The organism is Streptomyces sp. NPDC001410 (assembly GCF_042895235.1).
Lineage (GTDB): Bacteria > Actinomycetota > Actinomycetes > Streptomycetales > Streptomycetaceae > Streptomyces.
In genome coordinates, this window is record NZ_JBIAWE010000023.1 from 150,310 (window position 1) to 170,641 (window position 20,332).

General features: G+C 72.1%; 21 protein-coding genes. 9 read left to right on the forward strand and 12 right to left on the reverse strand.

Features of this window, described 5'->3' with window-relative positions; translation table 11 throughout:
• The first annotated feature begins 5 nt into the window (after positions 1–5).
• Positions 6–872 (forward strand): acyl-CoA thioesterase, encoded by an 867-nt coding sequence (locus ACFY3C_RS38805; protein WP_386581356.1) that lies wholly within the window; start codon positions 6–8, stop codon positions 870–872.
• Positions 873–880: 8 nt separating this feature from the next.
• On the opposite strand, the gene ACFY3C_RS38810 is transcribed toward ACFY3C_RS38805, so the two are convergent.
• Together ACFY3C_RS38810 and ACFY3C_RS38815 are read right to left on the reverse strand one after the other, a co-directional pair.
• Positions 881–1,810 carry a DUF6397 family protein gene (locus ACFY3C_RS38810; RefSeq protein ID WP_390774186.1) on the reverse strand — a complete coding sequence of 310 codons (930 nt, stop codon included), beginning with the start codon at positions 1,808–1,810 and terminating at the stop codon, positions 881–883.
• 126 nt (positions 1,811–1,936) lie between these two features.
• Entirely contained in the window at positions 1,937–2,350 is a 414-nt protein-coding gene (locus ACFY3C_RS38815; protein WP_386581352.1) for a roadblock/LC7 domain-containing protein, read from the reverse strand.
• Positions 2,351–2,442: 92 nt separating this feature from the next.
• On the opposite strand from ACFY3C_RS38815, the gene ACFY3C_RS38820 reads away from it, so the two are divergent.
• Positions 2,443–2,871: a PPOX class F420-dependent oxidoreductase gene (locus ACFY3C_RS38820; RefSeq protein WP_386581351.1), complete on the forward strand. Its 429-nt coding sequence runs from the start codon at positions 2,443–2,445 to the stop codon at positions 2,869–2,871.
• A 3-nt stretch (positions 2,872–2,874) separates the two neighbouring features.
• Here ACFY3C_RS38820 and ACFY3C_RS38825 read toward each other — a convergent pair whose 3' ends face one another.
• The 5 genes from ACFY3C_RS38825 to ACFY3C_RS38845 form a co-directional block, all read right to left on the reverse strand.
• Entirely contained in the window at positions 2,875–3,477 is a 603-nt protein-coding gene (locus ACFY3C_RS38825) for an ATP/GTP-binding protein (RefSeq protein ID WP_386581350.1), read from the reverse strand.
• Between the two features lie 197 nt (positions 3,478–3,674).
• Positions 3,675–4,088, reverse strand: coding sequence for a DUF742 domain-containing protein (locus ACFY3C_RS38830; protein WP_386581348.1), 414 nt, complete (start codon positions 4,086–4,088; stop codon positions 3,675–3,677).
• Between the two features lie 15 nt (positions 4,089–4,103).
• Positions 4,104–4,541 (reverse strand): roadblock/LC7 domain-containing protein, encoded by a 438-nt coding sequence (locus ACFY3C_RS38835; protein ID WP_386581346.1) that lies wholly within the window; start codon positions 4,539–4,541, stop codon positions 4,104–4,106.
• On the reverse strand, positions 4,538–7,060 hold the full coding sequence (locus ACFY3C_RS38840) for a nitrate- and nitrite sensing domain-containing protein (protein ID WP_390774187.1): 2,523 nt from the start codon (positions 7,058–7,060) through the stop codon (positions 4,538–4,540). The genes ACFY3C_RS38835 and ACFY3C_RS38840 overlap by 4 nt, the downstream gene beginning before the upstream one ends.
• A 48-nt stretch (positions 7,061–7,108) precedes the next feature.
• Positions 7,109–7,882, reverse strand: a complete 774-nt coding sequence (locus ACFY3C_RS38845; protein WP_386581342.1) for an MHYT domain-containing protein — start codon at positions 7,880–7,882, stop codon at positions 7,109–7,111.
• Between the two features lie 152 nt (positions 7,883–8,034).
• Here ACFY3C_RS38845 and ACFY3C_RS38850 point away from each other — a divergent pair, with 152 nt between their 5' ends.
• A complete protein-coding gene (locus tag ACFY3C_RS38850; protein WP_390774188.1) occupies positions 8,035–8,634 on the forward strand; it encodes a class I SAM-dependent methyltransferase in 600 nt (199 codons plus the stop codon).
• A gap of 13 nt (positions 8,635–8,647) precedes the next feature.
• Here the strand turns inward: ACFY3C_RS38850 and ACFY3C_RS38855 are convergent, their stop codons facing one another.
• Complete coding sequence (locus ACFY3C_RS38855; RefSeq protein WP_390774189.1) at positions 8,648–9,403, reverse strand: alpha/beta fold hydrolase; 756 nt, start codon at positions 9,401–9,403, stop codon at positions 8,648–8,650.
• A 114-nt stretch (positions 9,404–9,517) separates the two neighbouring features.
• Between ACFY3C_RS38855 and ACFY3C_RS38860 the strand changes: the two genes are divergently transcribed.
• The gene (locus tag ACFY3C_RS38860) at positions 9,518–10,051 is read left to right on the forward strand and encodes a PadR family transcriptional regulator (RefSeq protein WP_390774190.1); all 534 of its coding nucleotides are present in this window, start codon (positions 9,518–9,520) and stop codon (positions 10,049–10,051) included.
• On the opposite strand, the gene ACFY3C_RS38865 is transcribed toward ACFY3C_RS38860, so the two are convergent.
• On the reverse strand, positions 10,028–10,933 hold the full coding sequence (locus tag ACFY3C_RS38865) for an oxygenase MpaB family protein (RefSeq protein ID WP_386581335.1): 906 nt from the start codon (positions 10,931–10,933) through the stop codon (positions 10,028–10,030). The genes ACFY3C_RS38860 and ACFY3C_RS38865 overlap by 24 nt on opposite strands.
• 98 nt (positions 10,934–11,031) lie before the next feature.
• Between ACFY3C_RS38865 and ACFY3C_RS38870 the strand changes: the two genes are divergently transcribed.
• Together ACFY3C_RS38870 and ACFY3C_RS38875 are read left to right on the forward strand one after the other, a co-directional pair.
• The gene (locus ACFY3C_RS38870) at positions 11,032–11,328 is read left to right on the forward strand and encodes a hypothetical protein (RefSeq protein WP_390774191.1); all 297 of its coding nucleotides are present in this window, start codon (positions 11,032–11,034) and stop codon (positions 11,326–11,328) included.
• Between the two features lie 138 nt (positions 11,329–11,466).
• Positions 11,467–12,309, forward strand: a complete 843-nt coding sequence (locus ACFY3C_RS38875) for a hypothetical protein (protein ID WP_390774192.1) — start codon at positions 11,467–11,469, stop codon at positions 12,307–12,309.
• Between the two features lie 100 nt (positions 12,310–12,409).
• Here ACFY3C_RS38875 and ACFY3C_RS38880 read toward each other — a convergent pair whose 3' ends face one another.
• A complete protein-coding gene (locus ACFY3C_RS38880; protein ID WP_381662715.1) occupies positions 12,410–12,592 on the reverse strand; it encodes a hypothetical protein in 183 nt (60 codons plus the stop codon).
• Between the two features lie 209 nt (positions 12,593–12,801).
• On the opposite strand from ACFY3C_RS38880, the gene ACFY3C_RS38885 reads away from it, so the two are divergent.
• The 3 genes from ACFY3C_RS38885 (at position 12,802) to ACFY3C_RS38895 (ending at position 18,405) form a co-directional block, all read left to right on the forward strand.
• The gene (locus ACFY3C_RS38885) at positions 12,802–15,654 is read left to right on the forward strand and encodes a DEAD/DEAH box helicase (RefSeq protein WP_390774193.1); all 2,853 of its coding nucleotides are present in this window, start codon (positions 12,802–12,804) and stop codon (positions 15,652–15,654) included.
• Positions 15,651–16,934 (forward strand): SWF or SNF family helicase, encoded by a 1,284-nt coding sequence (locus ACFY3C_RS38890; RefSeq protein ID WP_390774194.1) that lies wholly within the window; start codon positions 15,651–15,653, stop codon positions 16,932–16,934. The genes ACFY3C_RS38885 and ACFY3C_RS38890 overlap by 4 nt, the downstream gene beginning before the upstream one ends.
• Before the next feature lie 130 nt (positions 16,935–17,064).
• A complete protein-coding gene (locus tag ACFY3C_RS38895) occupies positions 17,065–18,405 on the forward strand; it encodes an esterase-like activity of phytase family protein (protein ID WP_390774195.1) in 1,341 nt (446 codons plus the stop codon).
• Positions 18,406–18,414: 9 nt separating this feature from the next.
• Here the strand turns inward: ACFY3C_RS38895 and ACFY3C_RS38900 are convergent, their stop codons facing one another.
• Positions 18,415–18,687: a hypothetical protein gene (locus tag ACFY3C_RS38900; protein ID WP_390774196.1), complete on the reverse strand. Its 273-nt coding sequence runs from the start codon at positions 18,685–18,687 to the stop codon at positions 18,415–18,417.
• Between the two features lie 319 nt (positions 18,688–19,006).
• Entirely contained in the window at positions 19,007–20,173 is a 1,167-nt protein-coding gene (gene xylA, locus ACFY3C_RS38905) for a xylose isomerase (RefSeq protein ID WP_390774197.1), read from the reverse strand.
• Positions 20,174–20,332 lie beyond the last annotated feature (159 nt).

Here is a 20,332-nt window from a genome sequence, read left to right on the forward strand (position 1 = left end):
CACCGATGACGAACCCGGCCGAGAGACTGGTCGACCTGCTCGACCTGGAGCAGATCGAGGTCAACATCTTCCGTGGCCGAAGCCCGCAAGAGTCCCTGCAGCGGGTCTTCGGCGGCCAGGTGGCGGGCCAGGCACTGGTCGCCGCCGGGCGCACCACGGACGGCGAACGCCCGGTGCACTCGCTGCACGCGTACTTCCTGCGCCCGGGCCGGCCGGGCGTGCCCATCGTGTACCAGGTGGAACGGGTCCGCGACGGCCGGTCGTTCACGACACGCCGGGTCACGGCCGTGCAGCAGGGCCGCACGATCTTCAATCTGACCGCCTCCTTTCACAAGCCTGAGGAAGGACCGTTCGAGCACCAACTGCCGCCGGCCCGTGAGGTGCCGGACCCGGAGTCCCTGCCGACGGTGACCGAGGAGATCCGCAAGCATCTGGGCGCGCTGCCGGAGCAGCTGGAACGGATGGCGCGCCGCCAGCCCTTCGACATCCGTTACGTCGACCGGCTGCGCTGGCACGCCGAGGAGATCGAGGGGAGCGAGCCACGCAGCGCCGTGTGGATGCGCGCGGTCGGTCCGCTCGGTGACGACCCGCTGGTGCACACGTGCGCGCTGACCTACGCCAGCGACATGACCCTCCTGGACGCGGTCCGCATCCCGGTCGAACCCCTGTGGGCCGGGCGGAACTTCGACATGGCCTCGCTGGACCACGCCATGTGGTTCCACCGGCCGTTCCGCGCGGACGAGTGGTTCCTGTACGACCAGGAGTCCCCGATCGCCACCGGCGGGCGCGGTCTGGCCCGCGGGCGCATCTACGACCTGCAGGGGCGGCTGCTCGTGTCGGTCGTCCAGGAGGGTCTGTTCCGGGCCCTGTAGCGCGGGGCTCAGAGCCCGGCGGGCCGGGGGTTTCTGCTGCGGAGCCACGCCCGCAGTCCGCGGGTCGGTCGCGGTGTCTTAGGCCGGGTGTCGTGGACCCCGGGTGTGGTCGGCGGGGCCGATCGTGGCGTGGGCACGGTGGTGTGCCGTGCGGCCGGGCGCGGGGCCGGTGCGTGGGCGCGTGCCTCCTCCACCGCGTGCGCCAGGTCGCTGCGCAGCCAGCCGATCTCGTCCGGGTCCTGCGCCGTCATCAGCTGCTCGGCAAGATGCGCGGACGGTGATCCCGGCGCTCCGTGGTCGAACGGAGCGGGCCGGAAGCGGTTCAGCTGGGCGCGCTCGTAGGGGTCCTTGACCACATCCGCGACGTCGATGGGCGGGAGGAAGGCGGCCACTACCCCGGCACGCGCCCAGGAGGCCTCGGACTGCCTTGTCAGAAATCCGAGTTGCCGTCCCCGCCAGTTGCGGGCCCGAAGGTCGACCCCGGCCGCCAGCTGGCTCCTGAGGCTCTCGGGCGTACGCCCCCTGAGCAGGTGTGCGTTCTCCGCACCGGCCGTGAACTGCCGTAGTTCCTCTGCCCGATAGAGCCAGACCACGGCTCGGTAACGGTTCAGGTAGAAACGGACCGGCACCAGCAGACCCAGTCGGGCGAGCCTGGTGAACCTGCCCGCGGGGATCTCCATGAGCGCAGCACCCTCCGCCGTACCCACGACGCGCAAGCGCTCACGGAGCATGTCGGGGAAGCCGTCCTGGGTGCGCAGCCGGTCGATCTCGGTCCGTTCGACCCGGCGGCCCCCGCCTCCGCCCTCGTCGGGCACGGTCCGGATGCGGCCGAGATGGACGGCGAGGTCGAACTCGCGGCGCTTGAGCCCCAGTTCCCGAGCCGCGCGGCTCGGGGTGCAGGTGACGGTGCGGGCGGGGACGAAGGTGCTTCCCGACATGGTCGTACTCCCCCGTGGAGTCGATGGCTCACGCCCTGCGCGTTCGCCGTGCACACACCGTAGCCGGATCGGCGCACATCGTGGCGAGCCTGTGGATAACTCCACGGCGCGAGACAAAGACGCAGGTCAGAGATCTGACAGCGGAGCGCGATCGGGCTGCCGGGCATCCACGCCGAGATGTTCGCCGACCCGGTTGACGAGCAGGGTCATCTCGTAGGCGATCTGGCCGATGTCGGCCTCCGCACCGCTGAGCACGCACAGGCAGCTGCCGGTGCCGGCGGCGGTCACGAACAGCACGGCGTCGTCGTACTCGATCATCGTCTGCCGCACCCTGCCCGCGCCGAAGTGGCGCCCCGATCCCTTCGCGAGGCTGTGCAGCCCGGACGCGACCGCGGCCAGATGCTCGGCGTCCTCGCGGCGAAGGCCGGTGCTCGCTCCCGTGACCAGGCCGTCGTTGGACAGGACCAGCGCGTGCCGCACATGGTCCACCCGCCCGGTCAGATCGTCCAGGAGCCAGCCGAGTCCCTGGTTCTGCGCCATGTTCCGTCTCCCCGTGTGACGTCTCCCCCTGGCTGGAGGAACTGTCCGCCAGCCTTCCCCACGACCGGCCTGCGGGCAAGCAGGATGGGCGTATGGCACAGAAGATGACCGATGAGGAATGGCGGGCGTTCGTCTCGTACGGCACCCGAACCGGCAAGTTGTCCACCGTCAGCGCCGATGGGAGCCCACATGTGGCCCCGGTCTGGTTCGTACTGGACGGGGACGACGTGGTCTTCAACACCGGTAAGGAAACCGTGAAAGGGCGCAATCTCGCCCGTGACGGACGGATCGCCCTGTGCGTGGACGACGACCGGCCGCCGTTCCACTTCGTCGTGCTGCACGGGCGCGCCCGACTGTCGGAGGAGCTGGACGAGTTGCGCCTTTGGGCCACCCGCATCGCCGCTCGGTACATGGGCGAGGAGCGCGCGGACGAGTTCGGCGCCCGCAACGGCGTCCCGGGCGAGCTGCTGGTCCGGGTCGCCGTGGAAAAGGTGGTGGCGCTGAAGGATCTGACCGGCTGACGTTCAGCTCACCGAGTCGAGGAGTCGGGCGGTGTGCATCCGCCCGGCGTACTCGACGAGGCGGATCAGCACCTCCTTGCCGGAGTCCCGGTCGCGCGCGTCGCACAGGACCACGGGTGTGCCCCGGTCCAGGTCGAGGGCCCGGGAGACGTCGTGGGCGCCGTAGCTGCGTGCTCCGGGGAAGCAGTTGACAGCCACCACGAACGGGATGCGCCGGTGCTCGAAGTAGTCGACGGCCGGGAAGCAGTCCTCCAGACGGCGGGTGTCGGCGAGGACCACGGCACCGAGGGCCCCCTGCGCCAGTTCGTCCCACAGGAACCAGAAGCGGTCCTGGCCGGGTGTGCCGAAGAGGTACAGGGAGAGGCCGGAGCGGATGGTGATGCGCCCGAAGTCCATGGCGACGGTCGTGGTGACCTTCTGGTCCACGCCGTCGGTGTCGTCCACGAGCTGACCGGCTTCGCTGAGCAGTTCCTCGGTGCGCAGCGGGCGGATCTCGCTGACGGCCCCGACGAGGGTCGTCTTGCCGACGCCGAAGCCGCCGGCGACCAGTATCTTCAGTGCCAGGGCGGACATGTCGCCGGCGGCGTCGGAGTGCTCGGAGACCATGATCACTTCTCTCGGGAGGGCCGGCTGTGGTCGGGGTCGGACTGCTCGGGACGGGAAGTCAGCATCATGACAACTCCGGCATCCCTCCGGGGGATCGGACCGGAACACGCCTGATGTGACCGTTTCGCGCCCGGTCGGTTCCGGAACGCGCACGGAACGGGATGCCGGGAGGCGCCCGTCGGATTCTGAACGTTCATCTACAGCGCCCGCAGCCCCTCGATGACCTCACGGAGAATGCGTTCGTCCGGCAGCTGGGCCGGGGGTACCGGGCGGCTGACGGTGACGCAGCCCAGTTCCAGGAGGTCACCGAGAAGCACCCTGACCACGCCCACCGGGAGATCCGCGTCGGCCGCGAGTTCGGCGACGGACTGTGTCTCGGTGCGGCACAGGTCGACCAGGGCGCGGTGTTCGGGGCCGAGCAAGGTGTCCTCGTCCACCGCGGGTGCGGCGGGGTCGAGGGTGACGAGGGCGATCAGGTCGAAGCGCACCCCGGTGGGGCCGGGTTGGGTGCGTCCGCCGGTCATGGCGTAGGGGCGGACGAGGGGCCCGGCCTCGCCGTCGTACCACTGGCTGCCCTGCTCGCGCAGGCCGTCGCTCGGGTTCTCGGTCATGTGCCGCCCTCCGGCTCATCCCGCGGCAGGCGGCCGGGCGGCGACGCGGGGCGCTGTGTAGAGATGCTCGCCCACGCGCTTGACCAGTCGTGCCATCTCGTAGGCGACCAGGCCGATGTCGGCGGTGACGGCGGTGAGCACCGCGAGGCAGGAGCCTTCGCCGGCCGCGGCCACGAAAAGGAAGGCGTCGTCCATCTCCACCATGGTCTGGCGCACGCCGCCCGCCCCGAAATGTCGTCCCGCGCCCTTGGCAAGGCTGTTGAAGCCGGAGGCCACGGCCGCGAGATGCTCCGCGTCCTCCCGCGCGAGGGCGGTGGAGGCGCCGACGGCCAGGCCGTCGTTGGACAGCACGACGGCGTGCCGTACTTCCCTCACCCGCATCACCAGGTCGTCCAGCAGCCAGTCCAGTTCACCGGATCGCTGGGCGGTACTCATGCTCGGGTCCTGGATCATGCCGGGTCTCCTTCAGTGCTGTCACTGCCCGTTTCGGGTGCCGGGGCCGCGCCGCGGCCGGGTTGCCTGCCGCCGCCGCGGGCCCAGCCCGCGCGGTAGGCCGCCATGCGGTCCCGTACGAGTTCGGGGGTGCGCCGGTCGTCGCCGCGCGGGTCGGGTTCCGGCGCCGTCTCTTCGGAGCGCTGATGGCGGAGTTGGGGCGCGAGGCTCGCCTGGCGCACGCGGCGTGGAAGGTTGTCGGAGGATTCGGAGTCGTTCGGAGGGCGGTGCAGCCTCAAGGTGGTGACTCCGGGGGGCGGGGGTTCGTGCGCGGGGGTCGAGGGGGCCGGGGCACTGGCTGCGAGGGCGGGCCGGTCGGTCTGCGCGGTGACCTCGGAGGGCGGCGGGGGCGCGTCGGGCACGGGCACGTACTCGCGCGGCTGTTCCGGCCGTGCCGGTGCCTCCTCCTGGGCGGGGCGTTCGGCGGCGCGGGTGTGCAGCAGGGCGGTTGGCACCAGGACGACCGCGGTGGTGCCTCCGTAGGGGGAGGTGCGCAGGTGCACCTTGATGCCGTGCCGGGCGGCCAGCCTGCTGACCACGAACAGTCCGAGGCGGTCGCTGTCGAACAGGTCCAGGGCCTCGGACTGTTCGATCCGCCGGTTGGCCTCCGCGAGGGTGTCGGCGCCCATGCCGAGGCCGCGGTCCTCGACTTCGAGGGCGTAGCCGTTGCCGACGGGTTCTCCGGTGACGCGCACGCGCGTGTGGGGCGGCGAGAACTGGGCGGCGTTCTCGACGAGTTCGGCGAGCAGGTGGGTGACGTCGGCGACCGCCGCGCCGATGACGGACGCCTCGGGGAGCTGGCGCACCTCCACGCGCGCGTAGTCCTCGATCTCGGAGACGGCGGCGCGTACGACGTTGGTGAGGGACACCGGCATGCGCCAGGCCCGGCCGGGTGCGGCTCCGGAGAGAATGATCAGGCTCTCGGCGTGGCGCCGCATCCGGGTGGTGAGGTGGTCGAGGCGGAAGAGGTCGCTCAGCTCGTCGGGGTCGTCGGAGCGCCGCTCCATGCTGTCGAGGAGGCTGAGCTGGCGGTGGACGAGCACCTGGCTGCGGCGGGCCAGGTTGACGAAGACTCCGGAGATGCCGCTGGCGAGTTCGGCGCGTTCGACCGCTGCGTGCAGGGCGGCGCGGTGCACGGTGGTCAGGGCCTCGGCGACCTGGCCGGTCTCGTCCTCGGCGGGTGGTCCGGCGGGCGCCTCGGCCTGGATGTCGATCTCCTCGCCGGTGCGCAGTTTCCGCATCGCCGCGGGGAGTTTGCGGCGGGCGATCTCCAGAGCGTCGTTGCGCAGGCTTACCAGCTCGACCACGAGGGCCCGCCCGATGCGGACGGAGATGACGAGCGAGGCGACGACGGCGGCGAGGCCGAAGAGCACCGCGGCGCCGGCGGGGCTCAGGAAGCCGCGCGTGAACGGGTCGGCGCGGCCCGCGACGGCGCGGCCGGTGTCCGTCGCGATGGTCCGCATCGCGTCCTGCACGCGCGCGTGGGCGGTGTTCCAGGCGCTCGCCGGTGCTGTGTCCACCGCCTTGGCACCGGCGCCGGAGGCGATGATCTTGTCTTCCGTGGCGGTGAGGCCGGTATAGGCGCTGCTGCCGGCCAGCTCGCGCCAGGCTGCGCGCTGGGTGCCGGGCAGGTCGGCCACGGCCGCCTCGGAGAGGGTGCGGCGCGTGGCGACGGCCGCGCCGAACAGCCGCAGCCGTTCGCCCTGCAGGCCGGCGGCCGGGCGCGCGCTGCCGAGGATCGCGTCCTCCTGGGCCAGCGCCTCGGCGGCGCGGGAGAATTCGAGCAGCACGCGCGCGTCGGAGCCGACGTCGGCCTGCTGGACACCGGTGAGAGCGCCGTCCACCGTGAAGGCCGTACCGATGGTGCTCGTGTACTGCGCGTACACCTGGCTCCAGCCGGCCTTGTGGTCGAGTACGGCGGTCCGCAGCGCGCGCAGGTGCTCGGCGCCGGCGACGAAGTCCTCCAGGCGTCCGCCGACTCCGGCGGGCAGTTCCTGGCTGTCGGCGACGGTGTGGCCGTGGCCGAGCCGCAGTTTGGCCACCGCGCGATCGGTCCGGGCGGCGAGGCCTTCGAGGTCGTCGCCGCGTCCCGCGCCCGGGTCGGCGGCATAGCGCACGGCCGCGGCCCGCTCGGTCTGCAGTGCGGCGACGGCTGCGGCCACGGGGGTGCGCAGTTCGGCGTCGACCCGCTGGGACTGCCGCAGCCGGGCGACGTCCTGGACGGTGCTGACGGTGGCGTACGCCCACAGGGCGAGCAGGGAGATGACGGGCACCATCAGCAGGCAGACCACCTTGGCACGCACCGTGCGGGCGCGCATGCGCCAACGGCCCGCGCGCGGGGGCGCGTACTCCGGCAGCGTGTCGAGGGGCCCGCCCGGCACCTCGTCGGCCGGTGGTCCGGCGTGCGCGCGTCGGCCGCGGGGCGGGGGCGTGGACTGCGCAGGGGTGCCGACTCTGGGGGTGTTACGGGGTGGGCGCATGGCCTCCTCGCTCGGGACGTGGGTCGGGGCTCCGGGGCCGGGCTCCCGCTAGCGGGCGACGCTCTGGACGGGCCGCTGGGCCGAGGCGGACGCCTCGCGCTCGTCGGCCGTGGGCGAGAGGGCGACGAAGGCCGAGGTGAGGAACAGATAGGACCCGAGGCCGACGGCGAGGGGGAAGATGAACTGCATCGCCGTGGCCCCGGGCAGAACCTCGCCGGAGGGGGTGACGCGCACACTCACCGCGAACATCCCGGTGTAGTGCATGCTGCTGACGGCCGCCCCCATGACGAGGGAGGCGAGGGTGACCGCGAGGGGTGACTTGATGTTGAGCCCCGCCCACAGGGCCGCGGTCGCCGCCACGACGGCGATCAGGACCGAGAGTCCGACGAGGACGGGGTCGTAGTGCACTTGACCGTGCAGCCGTACCGCGGCCATGCCCAGGTAGTGCATGCTCGCGACGCCCAGCCCGGTGGTGAGCCCTCCCAGGAGGAGCGCCCGGTTGCGGTCCTTGCTGTATCCGACGGCGAAGACGCCGGCACAGACGACGACCATGGCGACGACGAGGCTCAGGATGGTCAGCGGCACGTCGTACCGGATGTCGGTGCCGCTGACGCGGAAGCCGAGCATGGCCACGAAGTGCATGGTCCAGATGCCCGTCCCGATCGCGGAGGCGGCGGTGACGAGCCAGTTGCGGCGCGACCGGCCGGTGGTGGCGAGCGCGCGCACGGTGCAGCGCAGTCCCAGTGCGGCGCCTATGCAGGCCATCACGTACGACAGCGCGGGGGTCAGCCAGCCGAAGGCGGCGTGGTCCAGGTGTCCCATGGCCCCGGGACGCTAGTCGGGGCAGGGGCGCACGAAGGGGGCGCATTTCGAAAGGTGTTGGAATATGACACAGTCAGGCGATGGAACGATCGCGTCCAGCTCGAACATGCGCGCAGGTACGTCCCCCGTGTCGGTGAGGGATCATGCGGAGCATGAGCGACGACCACACACACGTCCAGGAGTTCTTCACCGCCCGCGCCGCCGACTGGGACAGCAGGTTCCCCGACGACGGTCCCGCCTACACGGCCGCCGTCGCGAACCTCGGCCTGCGCCAGGGTGACCGCGTGCTCGACGCCGGTTGCGGCACCGGACGCGCCCTTGCGCCCTTGCGTGCCGCCGTGGGGCCGTCCGGAGTGGTGGCCGGGGTCGATCTGACTCCGGCGATGCTCCAGGCCGCCGTGCGGGCCGGGCGACACCAGGTCGGGCGGCTGCTGCTCGCGGACGTGGCCGCCCTGCCGCTGCGGTCGGGTTCGATGGACGCCGTGTTCGCGGCGGGCCTGATCGCACACCTGCCCAAGCCCTCCGAGAACCTGCGGGAGCTGGTCCGCGTGGTGCGGCCGGGCGGCGTGCTCGCACTGTTCCATCCCATCGGCCGGGCGGCCCTGGCGGCGCGTCAGGGGCGGCGGATCACCCCCGACGACCTGCGGGCCGAGGTAAATCTCGGCCCTCTCCTGGCCCGCTCGGGATGGCGCATGACGTCGTACGTCGACGAGGACGCCCGTTTCCTCGCCCTGGCGGTGCCCGAGGCCTGACGGCCGGGGCGGATCAGTTCCGCCCCGCCACGGCGGCCACGAAGGCGTCGGGATTGTCGAACATGACGTTGTGCCCGGCGCCGGGCACCGTCACCACGCGGACCCCGGCGGCTTCCAGGTCCTCCCTGCCCGGGAGTTCGCCGCTGCGCTCGCCCTGAAGGTAGACGCGGTCGATCGCCAGGCCTTCCAGCAGGGTGCGCATCACGGGGTCCGAGCCGTGCCGCAGACCGACCGCACTGCGGTGCACTGCACGCGGATCGGCCAGCCGCATCGTGGCCGCCCACAGCGGGCCCACCGCCTCCAGCACGCGCGCGTACTGCTCCTCGACGAACTCGTCCTCCCCGTAGGCGGCGATGCCGCTGCTCGCCGCCGTCTGCGGCGGGAAGGCGTCCAGATTGGCCTCCGTCAGGACCAGCCGGGAGACGAGGTCGGGCCGCCGGTGGGCGAGGACGATGGCGACGGCCCCACCCATGCTGTGCGCGATCAGCTCGGCACCGGTGACGCCGGCCTGGTCCAGTGCGGCAGCCACGGCGTCGGCGTTCTCCTCCAGCGTGTAGCCGAAGTGCTCGGGCCGGTCGCTGATGCCGTGCCCGGGAAGGTCCACGAACAGGCTGCGCCTGCCCGTGAGTTCGGGGCGGGCCGCGATGTGCGCGTGGTACACGGAGGAAACCGATCCGAGTCCGTGCAGGTACACGCGCGCGGGCCCCTCACCGGGCACCTCCGTCCACCGGATCCGGCTTCCCTTGCTGTCGAATTCGGCCTGCTTCACGGTGCCCCTCCCTGATGCCTGCGATGACGCGCACAAGATACCTCGACATCGATGTATTGCGGAAGCAGAATATCGAGGTCTCGCTGTACAGCGGGCATACGAGAGAATGCGGGCATGCTGGAACTCGCCATCCTCGGTTTCCTGTACGACGCCCCGCTGCACGGCTACGTCCTGCGCAGGCACATCGCCGCGCTCACCGGGCACGTGCGGCCCGTCGCCGAGAGCACGCTGTACCCGGCGATCAAACGGCTGGAGAAGGCAGGCCTGCTGGCGCGGGCCACCGAGCCCGGTGCCGTGGCCGCGCCGCGTCACGTGCTGACGCTCACCGAGGAGGGCAGGCAGGAGCTGCGGCGCCGTCTCGCCGACCCCGGGCAGCGCGAGATCACCGACGAGAACCACTGGTTCACGCTGCTCGCGTTCCTGCGCCACCTGGACGACCCGGCGGCCCAGGCGGCCGTGCTACGGCGCCGGTTGGCCTTTCTCGAGGAACCGGCGAGCTTCTTCTACGAGGGCGACCGGCCGCTGGCCGCCGAGGAACTGGACGACCCGTTCCGGCGCGGGGTGCTCAAAATCGCGCGCGCCACGAGCCGCGCCGAACTCACCTGGCTGCGCGAGACCCTCGCCTCACTCGAGGCCGTCGGCCGCTGAGGTGTCCAGGTGGCGTACCGGGCAGCCGCCCGCCCCCGGGACCGGACGGGTGCCCAGGTCGGCCAGCCGGTAGCCGTTCGGATAGCCCTTGATCTCCCAGTTCTGCCGTGCGAAGTGCGGTGTGCGGCGCGGCGGAAGCAGCCGGACCAACCGGCCACGCGTACGCACCGCGCGGCGCACGAGCGAGGACGTGGCCTGGCTCGGCGGCTCGTAGTGGAAGGCGCGCAGCAGCGGCTCGTCGAGCAGAGCGAGGGTGGCCGTGCGCAGCAGCGGCGCCAGCGGGCGCGGGTACCAGGACGCCATCAGGTCGAGTGTGGCGTCGGAGACCCGCCGGGCCTGGGCGTCCCAGTCGAAGTGCGCCTCTTCGTAGGCGTCGAGGAGCGCTTCGAACCCCTCGTAGGTCTCGGGGATGTCGGGGATGCCCATGTGCCGGCCGAGGGTGCGGTAGTACTCGGTGGTGGCGACGACCTCGTGCCGGGACAGGCGACGCCAGCCGTAGGTGTCGATCCAGCGCCTGGGCACCACCACGAAGGTGGAGAGCACGTAGCGCATGTCGTCGTCGCTGATGTCGTAGCTGCGGTGCATCTGGTTGATGCGGCGGATTGCGGTACGGCCCTCGTCGGCGGTGAAGCCGTGCTCCACGACGGCGTCGAGGAGCAGCGCGGTGTCGTCGTAACGCTTCTGCGTGCGCTCGGTCAGCTCCGCAGTCTGCGCCAGCAGCCGCCCGATGCTGGGCACGGCGTAGGTGCGGTACAGGGCCAGCTCCAGGGCGCGCGTGTAGTCCCAGGGGAATTCGAACGCCACGCTGAGCCGGTAGATCTCCAGAGCGTCCGCCACCGGATCCATCCGACGGATCTGCTCAAGCCGCTCGAAGCGCTTCACCGCGCCGTCCCCCTTCTGTCGCCGAAGCTCCAACTCTACGTTGAACAGGAGCAAATGAGCGATCAGTGACGACCCCGTTCAGGGATAAGGTGGGGCACGTGTTCGACATGATGCGCAAGTACGCCGCCAGGTTCCGTACCTCCTCGCACGCGGAGGCGGTGGACACTCGGGACCGACGTGCACACAACTTGTTCGAAGCAGCGGCCGCCTATGTGGCGGCCTGCGCGGAGGACGATCAGGACCGGATCGACGAGGCGGCGGGATGGGTGTCTCCCGAGGCACTGTCGTTCGGGGTGAACGAGCTGGCGTGCCGGGCCGTCATCGCGCTCGCCCGGGAGCGTGACGAGTCGCCCGGGGCGGTGGCCCGCGACCTCCTCGGGCTGCCGGCGGCCTGAGAGGCGGACCCCGACGGGGGTCATTTCGCCCCCGTCCAGGTGGAAACCTGCAGCTCCGGGTGGTGTGCGGAGTCGTGACAAGCGGCTTCCGCTCGCACTAGGGTGCGCGCCGATGGACGAACCACTGGGGAGGCAGGGATGGCCGGGACGGACGATGAGGCCGTCGCCGCCGCGGACGAGGCGCTGTACGTGCTCACGGCGGTGCTGCTGACGCCGGCGCAGTTTCCGAGCGTGCTGGGCGACGACTACCCGGAGGCCTGCGCGGCGCTCGACCTCGCGCCGCTCGCCGACGGGTACGGCCTGGTACTCGGGCAGGACGGCGAGGGCGCCCGCTGGACGGTCGTCATCGACGACGTCTCGCTGGTCGCCGTGGCGATCGCGTCCTGGGACTGCGGCATGGAGTACGAGCTGTCGCCGGACGAGCGCACGGTCGTGACGGCCCTGCCGGGCTGGCCGCTGGCGGTCGCCGTCGCCGCGCCCGGTGTGCCCGCGCCGCACGACCCCGACCCCGAGGTCGGGGAGGGGCCCGCCCTGACCCCGCCGGACACCAGCTCCTGGGGTCCGGCCCAGCGACGTCTGGGCGCCGACGAGATCGCGCTGCAGTGGGCGGTCTGGCGGGAGCAGATCGGCGATGACTACCTCCCCTCGTCCGGTGAGGGGACCGAGACGGCGGAGGCCGCGGCGGACGACGAGGAGAACGCACCGAAGAGCGGCCACCAGGGCATCCGGCGGGTGCTCTCGGAGGCGCGCGCCTACGTCGACTCTCCGCCGCCGCTGGGCCGGGTGCGCTCGTCGTTCGCCCCGGGCGACGCCCGGACGCTGCGCGCCGACGGCCCCGGATGGTCGATGGTGGCGCGCACCGACGACATCGCGTTCGTCCTGCTCGATGAGGAGCCCGGGGAGGTCCTGCCGGTGGGCCGGGGTCCCGAACTGCCCGGTCTCCTGGAAGCCCTCGACAAGATGGCCGTACGGCCCAGCTGACTCCGTGGGGGCCGCTCCCTCCGCGGAGGCGCGGTCCCCGACGGTCCGGGGATCGTCCGCGGCCGCCCCGGCGAACGGACCTGGTCCGTTCGCCGGCCTCTCAGCGGCCGAGTTCCTTGCGTCCGACCCGGCGGAGCCTGCGCCGCTGCGAGGGGTCCAGCGCCAGGTACGCGGCGGCCGGAACCCCCACCACGATGAGGAACGCCACCCACCAGGGCAGCCATATCAGCAGGATGAGACCGACCGCCACACCCCCTGCGGCGATCTTCGCGTTCTTGGACATGAGCGTCGCCTCCTTCGCGGCCACTGCCGCTCTCTGCTCTGAAAACGGCCCCGCGCTCCCGGCGGTTCCGAAGCTCGACCCTGAGACATCCCTGAGACGCGCCCCTTAGTGGTACAGGTCACAGCGTAAGCCTTCGAGGTGGGCTCGCAGCGTGCTGTAGCCTCGGTCACTCCAAGCAAGTAGTCAAATTTGAGGAGTGCGGCGGAACTGTGCAGAGGACTCCCACGGAAACATCCTCCGGCCTGTCCGAACTGGCCCGCTGCCGCACGGTGTTCGTACCGTCCGACCCCGCTCGCGCCGGCCTGATGGCCTTCTGGCGACCGGGCGGCGAGCCTCTCCCCGATCTCGCCCAGGGGTCCGTCTCGGAGCTGGACCTGGTGCTGCCCGCGCCCGACCGGGACGTCGAGCGAGTACGGGTGCCCGCTCTGCTGCTGCCGGTGCGCGCCGCCCTGCCGGTGCTCACGCACGCGCGTGCAGAGGCGGGCGCCCATCGGGCCACCGCATTCTGGGGCACGGCCGGCCTGCTGGCCCTGCACTTCCTGGCACGCGGCCTGCTCCTGCCGGGTCTCTCCTCCGGCGATCACGACGCCTGGCGGGTGGGGCCGCTGTCCGCGGGCGATGCGGAGCTGGTCCGCGAACTCGCCGCGGCCATGCCTCCGGAGGCACACGCCGTGCCACTCACCGCCGGCGAGCACCCTCGGCTCCCCGATCCCGAGCGGCTGCTGCGCGCCTTCCTGGACGCGGTCGCCGACACGCTCCCCCGCTCCCCGGCCGCACCGCTCGTGACGGGCGGTGCCGCGTTCGCGGCACCGGAGCCGCAGCATCTGCCCGGCCTGCGCGCGTGGGCCGACGACATCGCCGCCGGCCACGACGCGGGCGTCCGCCTGTCGCTGCGCGTGGAGGCGCCCGGTCTGCAGGACGCCGTCCGCGAGGACGACTCCACCGTGCGGTTCCGTGCGGTGCTCCAAGTGCACGGCGCGAGCGGGGCTGCGGACGTCGCGGACGCCGCCGACCTGTGGGCCGGCTCGGGACCCGCGCGCGACGTGTTCGGCCCCCGCGCGCGGACCGACACGCTGCTGGCACTGCGCCGGGCGGCCCGGGCATGGCCGCCGCTGACGCCACTGCTCTCCGCCGCCGCGCCGGACGTGGTGGACCTCGCGGACGACGAGATCGCCGAACTTCTGGGCGAGGGCGCCCGGGCACTGGCCGCCGCGGGAGTCGACGTGCACTGGCCGAAGGAGCTGTCGCGCGAGCTGACCGCACACGCGGCCGTCGGCCCGCGGGACGGGGAGGCTTCGGGGCTGCCGTCGTTCCTCTCGGCAGACGCCCTGCTCTCCTTCCGCTGGTGGTTCGCGCTGGGCGGGCGTGAGTTGTCGCGCGAGGAACTGGACCGGCTCGCCGAGGCCAAGCGCCCCCTGGTGCGACTGCGCGACCGATGGGTCCTGGTCGACCCGCGAGAGGCGGACCGCGCCCGTAACCGGCAGGACCGCTCCATCGCCCCGGTCGAGGCGCTGGCCGCCGCTCTGACGGGCTCGGCCGAGGTCGACGGCCACCGGGTCGACGTACGGCCCACGGGATGGCTGGCGCAGCTGCGGGAGCGGCTCACGGACCCCGAGGCGGGGCAGCCCCTCGTCCCGCCCACGGCCCTTGCCGCCACCCTGCGGGACTACCAGCTCCGCGGCCTCGGCTGGCTGGCCCGGACGACGGCGCTCGGGCTGGGTTGCTGTCTCGCCGACGACATGGGGCTCGGCAAAACGGTCACGCTGATCGCGCTGCACCTGCACCGGCAGACGGACGCCTCGTCGGCCGGCCCCACGCTCGTGGTCTGCCCGGCGTCCCTGCTCGGCAACTGGCAGCGCGAGATCGAGAAGTTCGCGCCCGGTATCCCCGTGCGCCGGTTCCACGGACCCGGGCGCGGTCTCGGCTCCCTGGCGGACGGGGAGTTCGTCCTCACGACCTACGGCACCATGCGCCTGGACGCCGAGCGGCTCGCCGAGGTGCACTGGGGCATGGTCGTCGCCGACGAGGCGCAGCACGTGAAGAACCCGTATGCGGCGACCGCGCGTGCCCTGCGGTCCATCGGCGCACGCGCGCGTGTGGCGCTCACGGGCACGCCGGTGGAGAACAACCTCACGGAACTGTGGGCGATCCTCGACTGGACCACACCGGGACTGCTCGGCCGCCTCGGCGCCTTCCGCACGCGGTACGCCCTGCCGGTCGAGGGCGGCCGGCATCCCGCTGCCGCGGAGCATCTCGCCCGGCTCGTGCGGCCGTTCCTGCTGCGGCGCCGGAAGTCCGACCCCGGCATCGCCCCGGAACTGCCGCCGAAGACCGAGACCGATCACCCGGTGGCACTGACGCAGGAACAGGCGGGCCTGTACGAGGCGTTGGTCCGCGAGACCCTCGAGCGGATCGCGGACGCCGACGACATGGCCCGCCGGGGTCTGATCGTGAAGCTGCTGACCGGGCTGAAGCAGATCTGCAACCACCCGGCGCAGTTCCTCAAGGAGGACGACCCGAGGCTCACGGGACGCTCGGGGAAGCTGGAGCTGCTGGACGAACTGCTCGACACCATCCTGGCGGAGGACTCGGGCGTCCTGGTCTTCACGCAGTACGTGCAGATGGCCCGTCTGCTCGAACGGCACCTGGCGGCCCGTGGGGTGCCCTCGCAGCTCCTGCACGGCGGCACTCCGGTCGCCGAGCGCGAGGCACTGGTGCGGCGCTTCCAGGCGGGCGAGGCGCCGGTGTTCCTGCTCTCGCTGAAGGCCGCGGGAACGGGCCTGAACCTCACGCGGGCCGAGCATGTCGTGCACTACGACCGCTGGTGGAACCCGGCGGTCGAGGCGCAGGCCACCGACCGCGCGTACCGCATCGGGCAGACCCGCCCGGTGCAGGTGCACCGGCTGATCGCCGAGGGGACGGTCGAGGACCGCATCGCCGAAATGCTGGGGCGCAAGCGGGAACTGGCGGATGCCGTGCTCGGCGCGGGCGAGGCCGCACTGACGGAGCTGACGGACGCGGAACTGGCCGCACTGGTGGAACTGCGCGGGGAGGCACGATGAACCACTACACCGATGAGCACGACCGTGGCCTGGAGCGCACGTTCGCCGCGCTGCCGCCCGCGCGCGGGCGCGGGTTCGCACAGACCTGGTGGGGCCGCGCCTGGCTGGGGGCGTTGGAGGACGGGGCACTGGACTCCGCCGCTGTGAAGGCGGGGCGCCGACTCGCGCGTGGGGGCGGCGTCGGCGCCGTGACGGTACGGCCGGGCCGGGTCACCGCGGTCGTCCGCGATCCGAAGGGCGTGGCGCACCGGGCCGACGTCCTGGTGCCGGAGCTCTCCGAAGAACAGTGGGTCGGTTTTCTGGACCTGGCCGTGGAGCAGGCGGGACACCTGGCCGCGCTCCTCGACGGGGAACTGCCCTCGCATCTGATCGAGGACGCGGCGGTCAGGGGCATCGAACTCCTGCCGGGGCTCGGCGATCTGGAACCCGAGTGCGACTGTGACGCGTGGGACCATTGCGGGCACACCGCCGCCCTGTCCCATCAGGTGGCGCGTCTCCTGGACGAGGATCCGTTCGTGCTCCTGCTCCTGCGGGGCCGGGCGCGGAGCGCGTTCCTGGATCAGCTGCATCTGCGGAGCGCCGCCTGCCCGGACGAGTCCGCCGAGGCGGAGGGTGTGGACGCGGCGGAGGCCTGGGCGGCCGCCGACATCCTGCCCCCGCTGCCCGCTCTGCCCAGCCTTCCGGAGGCCCCCGGCGAACCGCCGTCCTTCGAGACCGAGTCGGCTCAGGCGTCGCCCGGGATCGACCCCGTGGCGCTGGAGTTCCTGGCCGCGCGAACGGCCGTCGAGGCCCATCGAATGCTCAGGCAGAGCCTCGGCGCCGACGGGGAGCCGGACATGGGGCTGACGGCCACTCAGGACGCCGTACGGCTCGCCGAAGGCGCCGCTCCCGGTGCTGTCGCCGACCGGCTCGCCGAAGGGTCGGGGCGGGGCGGCGACGGGCTGGCGTCGGCCGTTCGTGCCTGGCGTGTCGGAGGTGCGGCGGCCCTGGCCGTGCTCGACGAGGAGTGGCAGGTGCAGGGCGCGGCGCTCGCACGCGCGCGTGCGGCCCTGGAGGCGGCCTGGGAGGAGGACGAGCGGCCATCGTTCCGGCCGGCCGGAAACCGCTGGACCGTCCCGGCCGAAGGGATCCAGCTGCGCCTCGGCCAGGAGGGCAGCTGGTGGCCTTACCGCGAGGAGGGCGGGCGGTGGGTTCCGGCGGGCGGCGCGGACCGGGATCCGGCGACGGCACTGGCCGCGGCGCGGCTCGGGCCGGAGGACTGGTCGCACGCGGGTACTTGACGGGCTGTCAGTCCACGGCGAGGGCGATCCGACGAGTGGTGGACGCCGCTTGTTCACCCCGGGGTCGTGCGATGTTCCTTCTGGGGTCCAAATCTGGCCGCAGTCAACGAACTTGCCCTCAGGAGGCCCGATGTCCCCGCACGCCACCGGCCGGCGCCGTGTCCACCGATCCGTCGCCACGGGCCTTCCCCTGGCCCTGGCCGCCGCCCTCGTGGCCGCGGGGACGGCCACGGCGGCGCCGTCCGGGGATGCCCGTGTCATCCGCACGGCCACCCTCGGGGAGATCCCGCTCGGCGAGTTCAGCAACGCGCTGCTGCCCGGCAGCGTGGACGACGACCACGGAGTGGACCTCGGGGGCATCGGCAGCGACATCTACCCGGCCGGCCGCAAGGGCGAGTACTGGACCGTGACCGACCGCGGCCCCAACGGTCAGATCAAGGTGGACGGCAAGAAGCGCCGGACGTTCCCGGTGCCGGGATTCGACCCCGCGATCGTGAAGATCCGGGTCTCCGGGGACGAGATCGAGGTGATCGACGCGATCCCGATCACCACTGCCTCGGGGAAGGCCGTCACCGGGCTGCCGAACCAAAAAAGCCGCGACGAGGCGCCGTACACCTACGACGCCACGACCCCGCTGTCGTACGACCCGAACGGTCTGGACACCGAGGGCATCGTGCGCGCCGGGGACGGGTCCTTCTGGCTCGTGGACGAGTACGGCCCCTCGCTCGTCCACGTCTCCGCGCGCGGGCAGGTGCTCACTCGTTACGTGCCCAAGGGGCTGAACCTCACCGGCGCCGACTACCCGGTGGTGGAGGCGCTGCCGTCCGTCCTGCTTCACCGGAAGATCAACCGCGGCTTCGAGGGGCTTGCGCAGCTTCCCTGCGGCGACCTGGTGATAGCCCTGCAGAGCCCGCTCTCGCTGCCCGACACGGCCGCCGGGGAGGCCTCGCGCACGACGCGTCTGCTGCGCTTCTCACCGCGGAAGCAGGCCGTCACCGCTGAGTACGCCTACCGCTTCGACCCGGTGAACGTCGTCGACCCGAGCGAGGACGACACCTCCGAGCTGAAGATCTCCTCGGTGGTGGCCGTCGGCGGCGACCGTCTGCTGGTGGAGGAGCGCACCGACAAGGCGGCCCGGCTGCAGCTGGTCAGGCTGGGGCAGAAGGCCGACATCCTCGGCGGCCCCTGGGACGACGACACGACCTCTCCGTCGCTGGAGCAGCTGGACGACCCGGCCGCGGCAGGCGTGCCGGTGCTGAGCAAGCGGCTCGTCGTCGACCTGGGCAAGGTGACCGGTGTCCCGGGGAAGATCGAGGGCATCGCCCGCGTGGACCACGACACTCTCGCGCTCATCAACGACAACGACTTCGGGATGACCGACGGAGCGGGCGCGTTCGACGCCCAGGGCCGCCTCGTCGACAGCGGGATCAAGACGACCCTGACGTACGTCCGGCTGCCCGAAGGCCTGTGAGAGGCGTTTTCACGGCAGCTCGTCGGAGAGCGAGGGCAGGATCGGCTCCAGGTCGCTCGGCAGCCGGCTCGGGAAACCCGAGGGCAGCTCGGTCGGCAGCCGCGAAGGCAGCCGGCTGGGCAGCTCGGTGGGAAGGCTGAAGGAGGGCCGGGGAGAGCGGCTTGTGCTCGTGCCGCTCTCCTTCGGCGCCTTCTCGTCCCCCGAGCCGTGCTTCCCGGAGGCCGTCAGCACCACGACGAGGACGGCCGCGGCGGCCACGAGGAGGGTCAGGACGGCGAACAACGGGCCGCGGCTCCGCCGCGAAGGCACCGGAGGCCATGACCGGTCCGGCTCGCCGGGAGGGGGCGGGCCGAAGCCGCCCTGCGGCGGCCCGAAACCGCCGGGCGGAGGCGGGGTGCCGCCCGGCGGTCCGGGCGGGACGGGAGGTACAGGCGGCAGGGACATACCGTCCAGAGTCGCCACCGCCCGGTCATGAGGCCACCCGCGCACGGAAGCTGATACCGGCTCATGCCGCGGACCGCACGATTCCGCCGCATCCCGCGCGGGGGCGGTCAGCCCTCACCGGAGCCGCGGAATTCGGCAGGCACGCGCGCGTGCGCACTCAGCCCCGTGCGCCCAGCAGGTGGTCCATCGCCAGCTGGTCGAGCTGTTCGAAGGCCATACCGCGCGCGGCGGCCGCCTCCACGTCGAAGTCCTCGAAGGCCGTACGGTCGGCGAGCAGGGCCTGCAGGCCGTCCGCGGCGGTCGGCTGGGCCAGCTGGTCCAGGCGGGAGGCACGCAGCGCTTCCTGGACCTCCGGGTCGGCGCGGAAGGCGGCCGAACGCTCCTTCAGGATGAGGTAGTTGCGCATGCAGCCGGCCGCCGACGCCCACACGCCGTCGAGGTCCTCGGTCCGCGGCGGCTTGAAGTCGAAGTGGCGGGGTCCTTCGTAACCGGCGCTCTCCAGGAGGTCCACGAGCCAGAAGGCGGCACGCAGGTCGCCGGCGCCGAACCGCAGGTCCTGGTCGTACTTGATGCCGGACTGCCCGTTGAGGTCGATGTGGAAGAGCTTCCCAGCCCACAGCGCCTGCGCGATGCCGTGCGGGAAGTTGAGCCCGGCCATCTGCTCGTGACCCACCTCGGGGTTGACGCCGTACAGCTCGGGGCGCTCCAGACGCTCGATGAAGGCCAGCGCGTGACCGACCGTGGGCAGCAGGATGTCGCCGCGCGGCTCGTTCGGCTTGGGCTCGATGGCGAAGCGGATGTCGTAGCCCTGGGAGGTGACGTACTCGCCCAGGAGGTCGAACGCCTCCTTCATCCGGTCGAGGGCCGCGCGCACGTCCTTGGCGGCTCCGGACTCGGCGCCCTCACGGCCACCCCAGGCGACGTACGTCCTGGCGCCCAGCTCGACGGCGAGATCGATGTTCCGGATCGTCTTGCGCAGCGCGTAGCGGCGGACGTCGCGGTCGTTGGCGGTGAACGCGCCGTCCTTGAAGACGGGGTGCGTGAAGAGGTTCGTGGTGGCCATCGGGACGGTCATGCCGGTCGCGTCCAGGGCCTGACGGAAGCGCTTGATGTGCGACTCGCGCTCGGTGTCCGTGGACCCGAAGGGGATCAGGTCGTCGTCGTGGAAGGTCACCCCGTGGGCGCCTAGCTCGGCGAGCCGCTGCACCGTCTCGACCGGGTCGAGGACGCGGCGGGTGGCGTCGCCGAACGGGTCCCTTCCCTGCCAGCCGACGGTCCACAGGCCGAAGGTGAACCTGTCCTCGGGGGTGGGCTGGTAGCTCATGCCGCGACTCCTTGCTGCGTACGACTATTTCGTCATGGCCGTTTACAAATTAGTATGCGGACGCACCTCTGGGAAGAGACAAGGTGTGTCTTCGACGACAAGGAGTCTTCGGCGGATGTCGTCGGCCTCTGTCGTCGACCGATGTCGTTGACAGAAGTC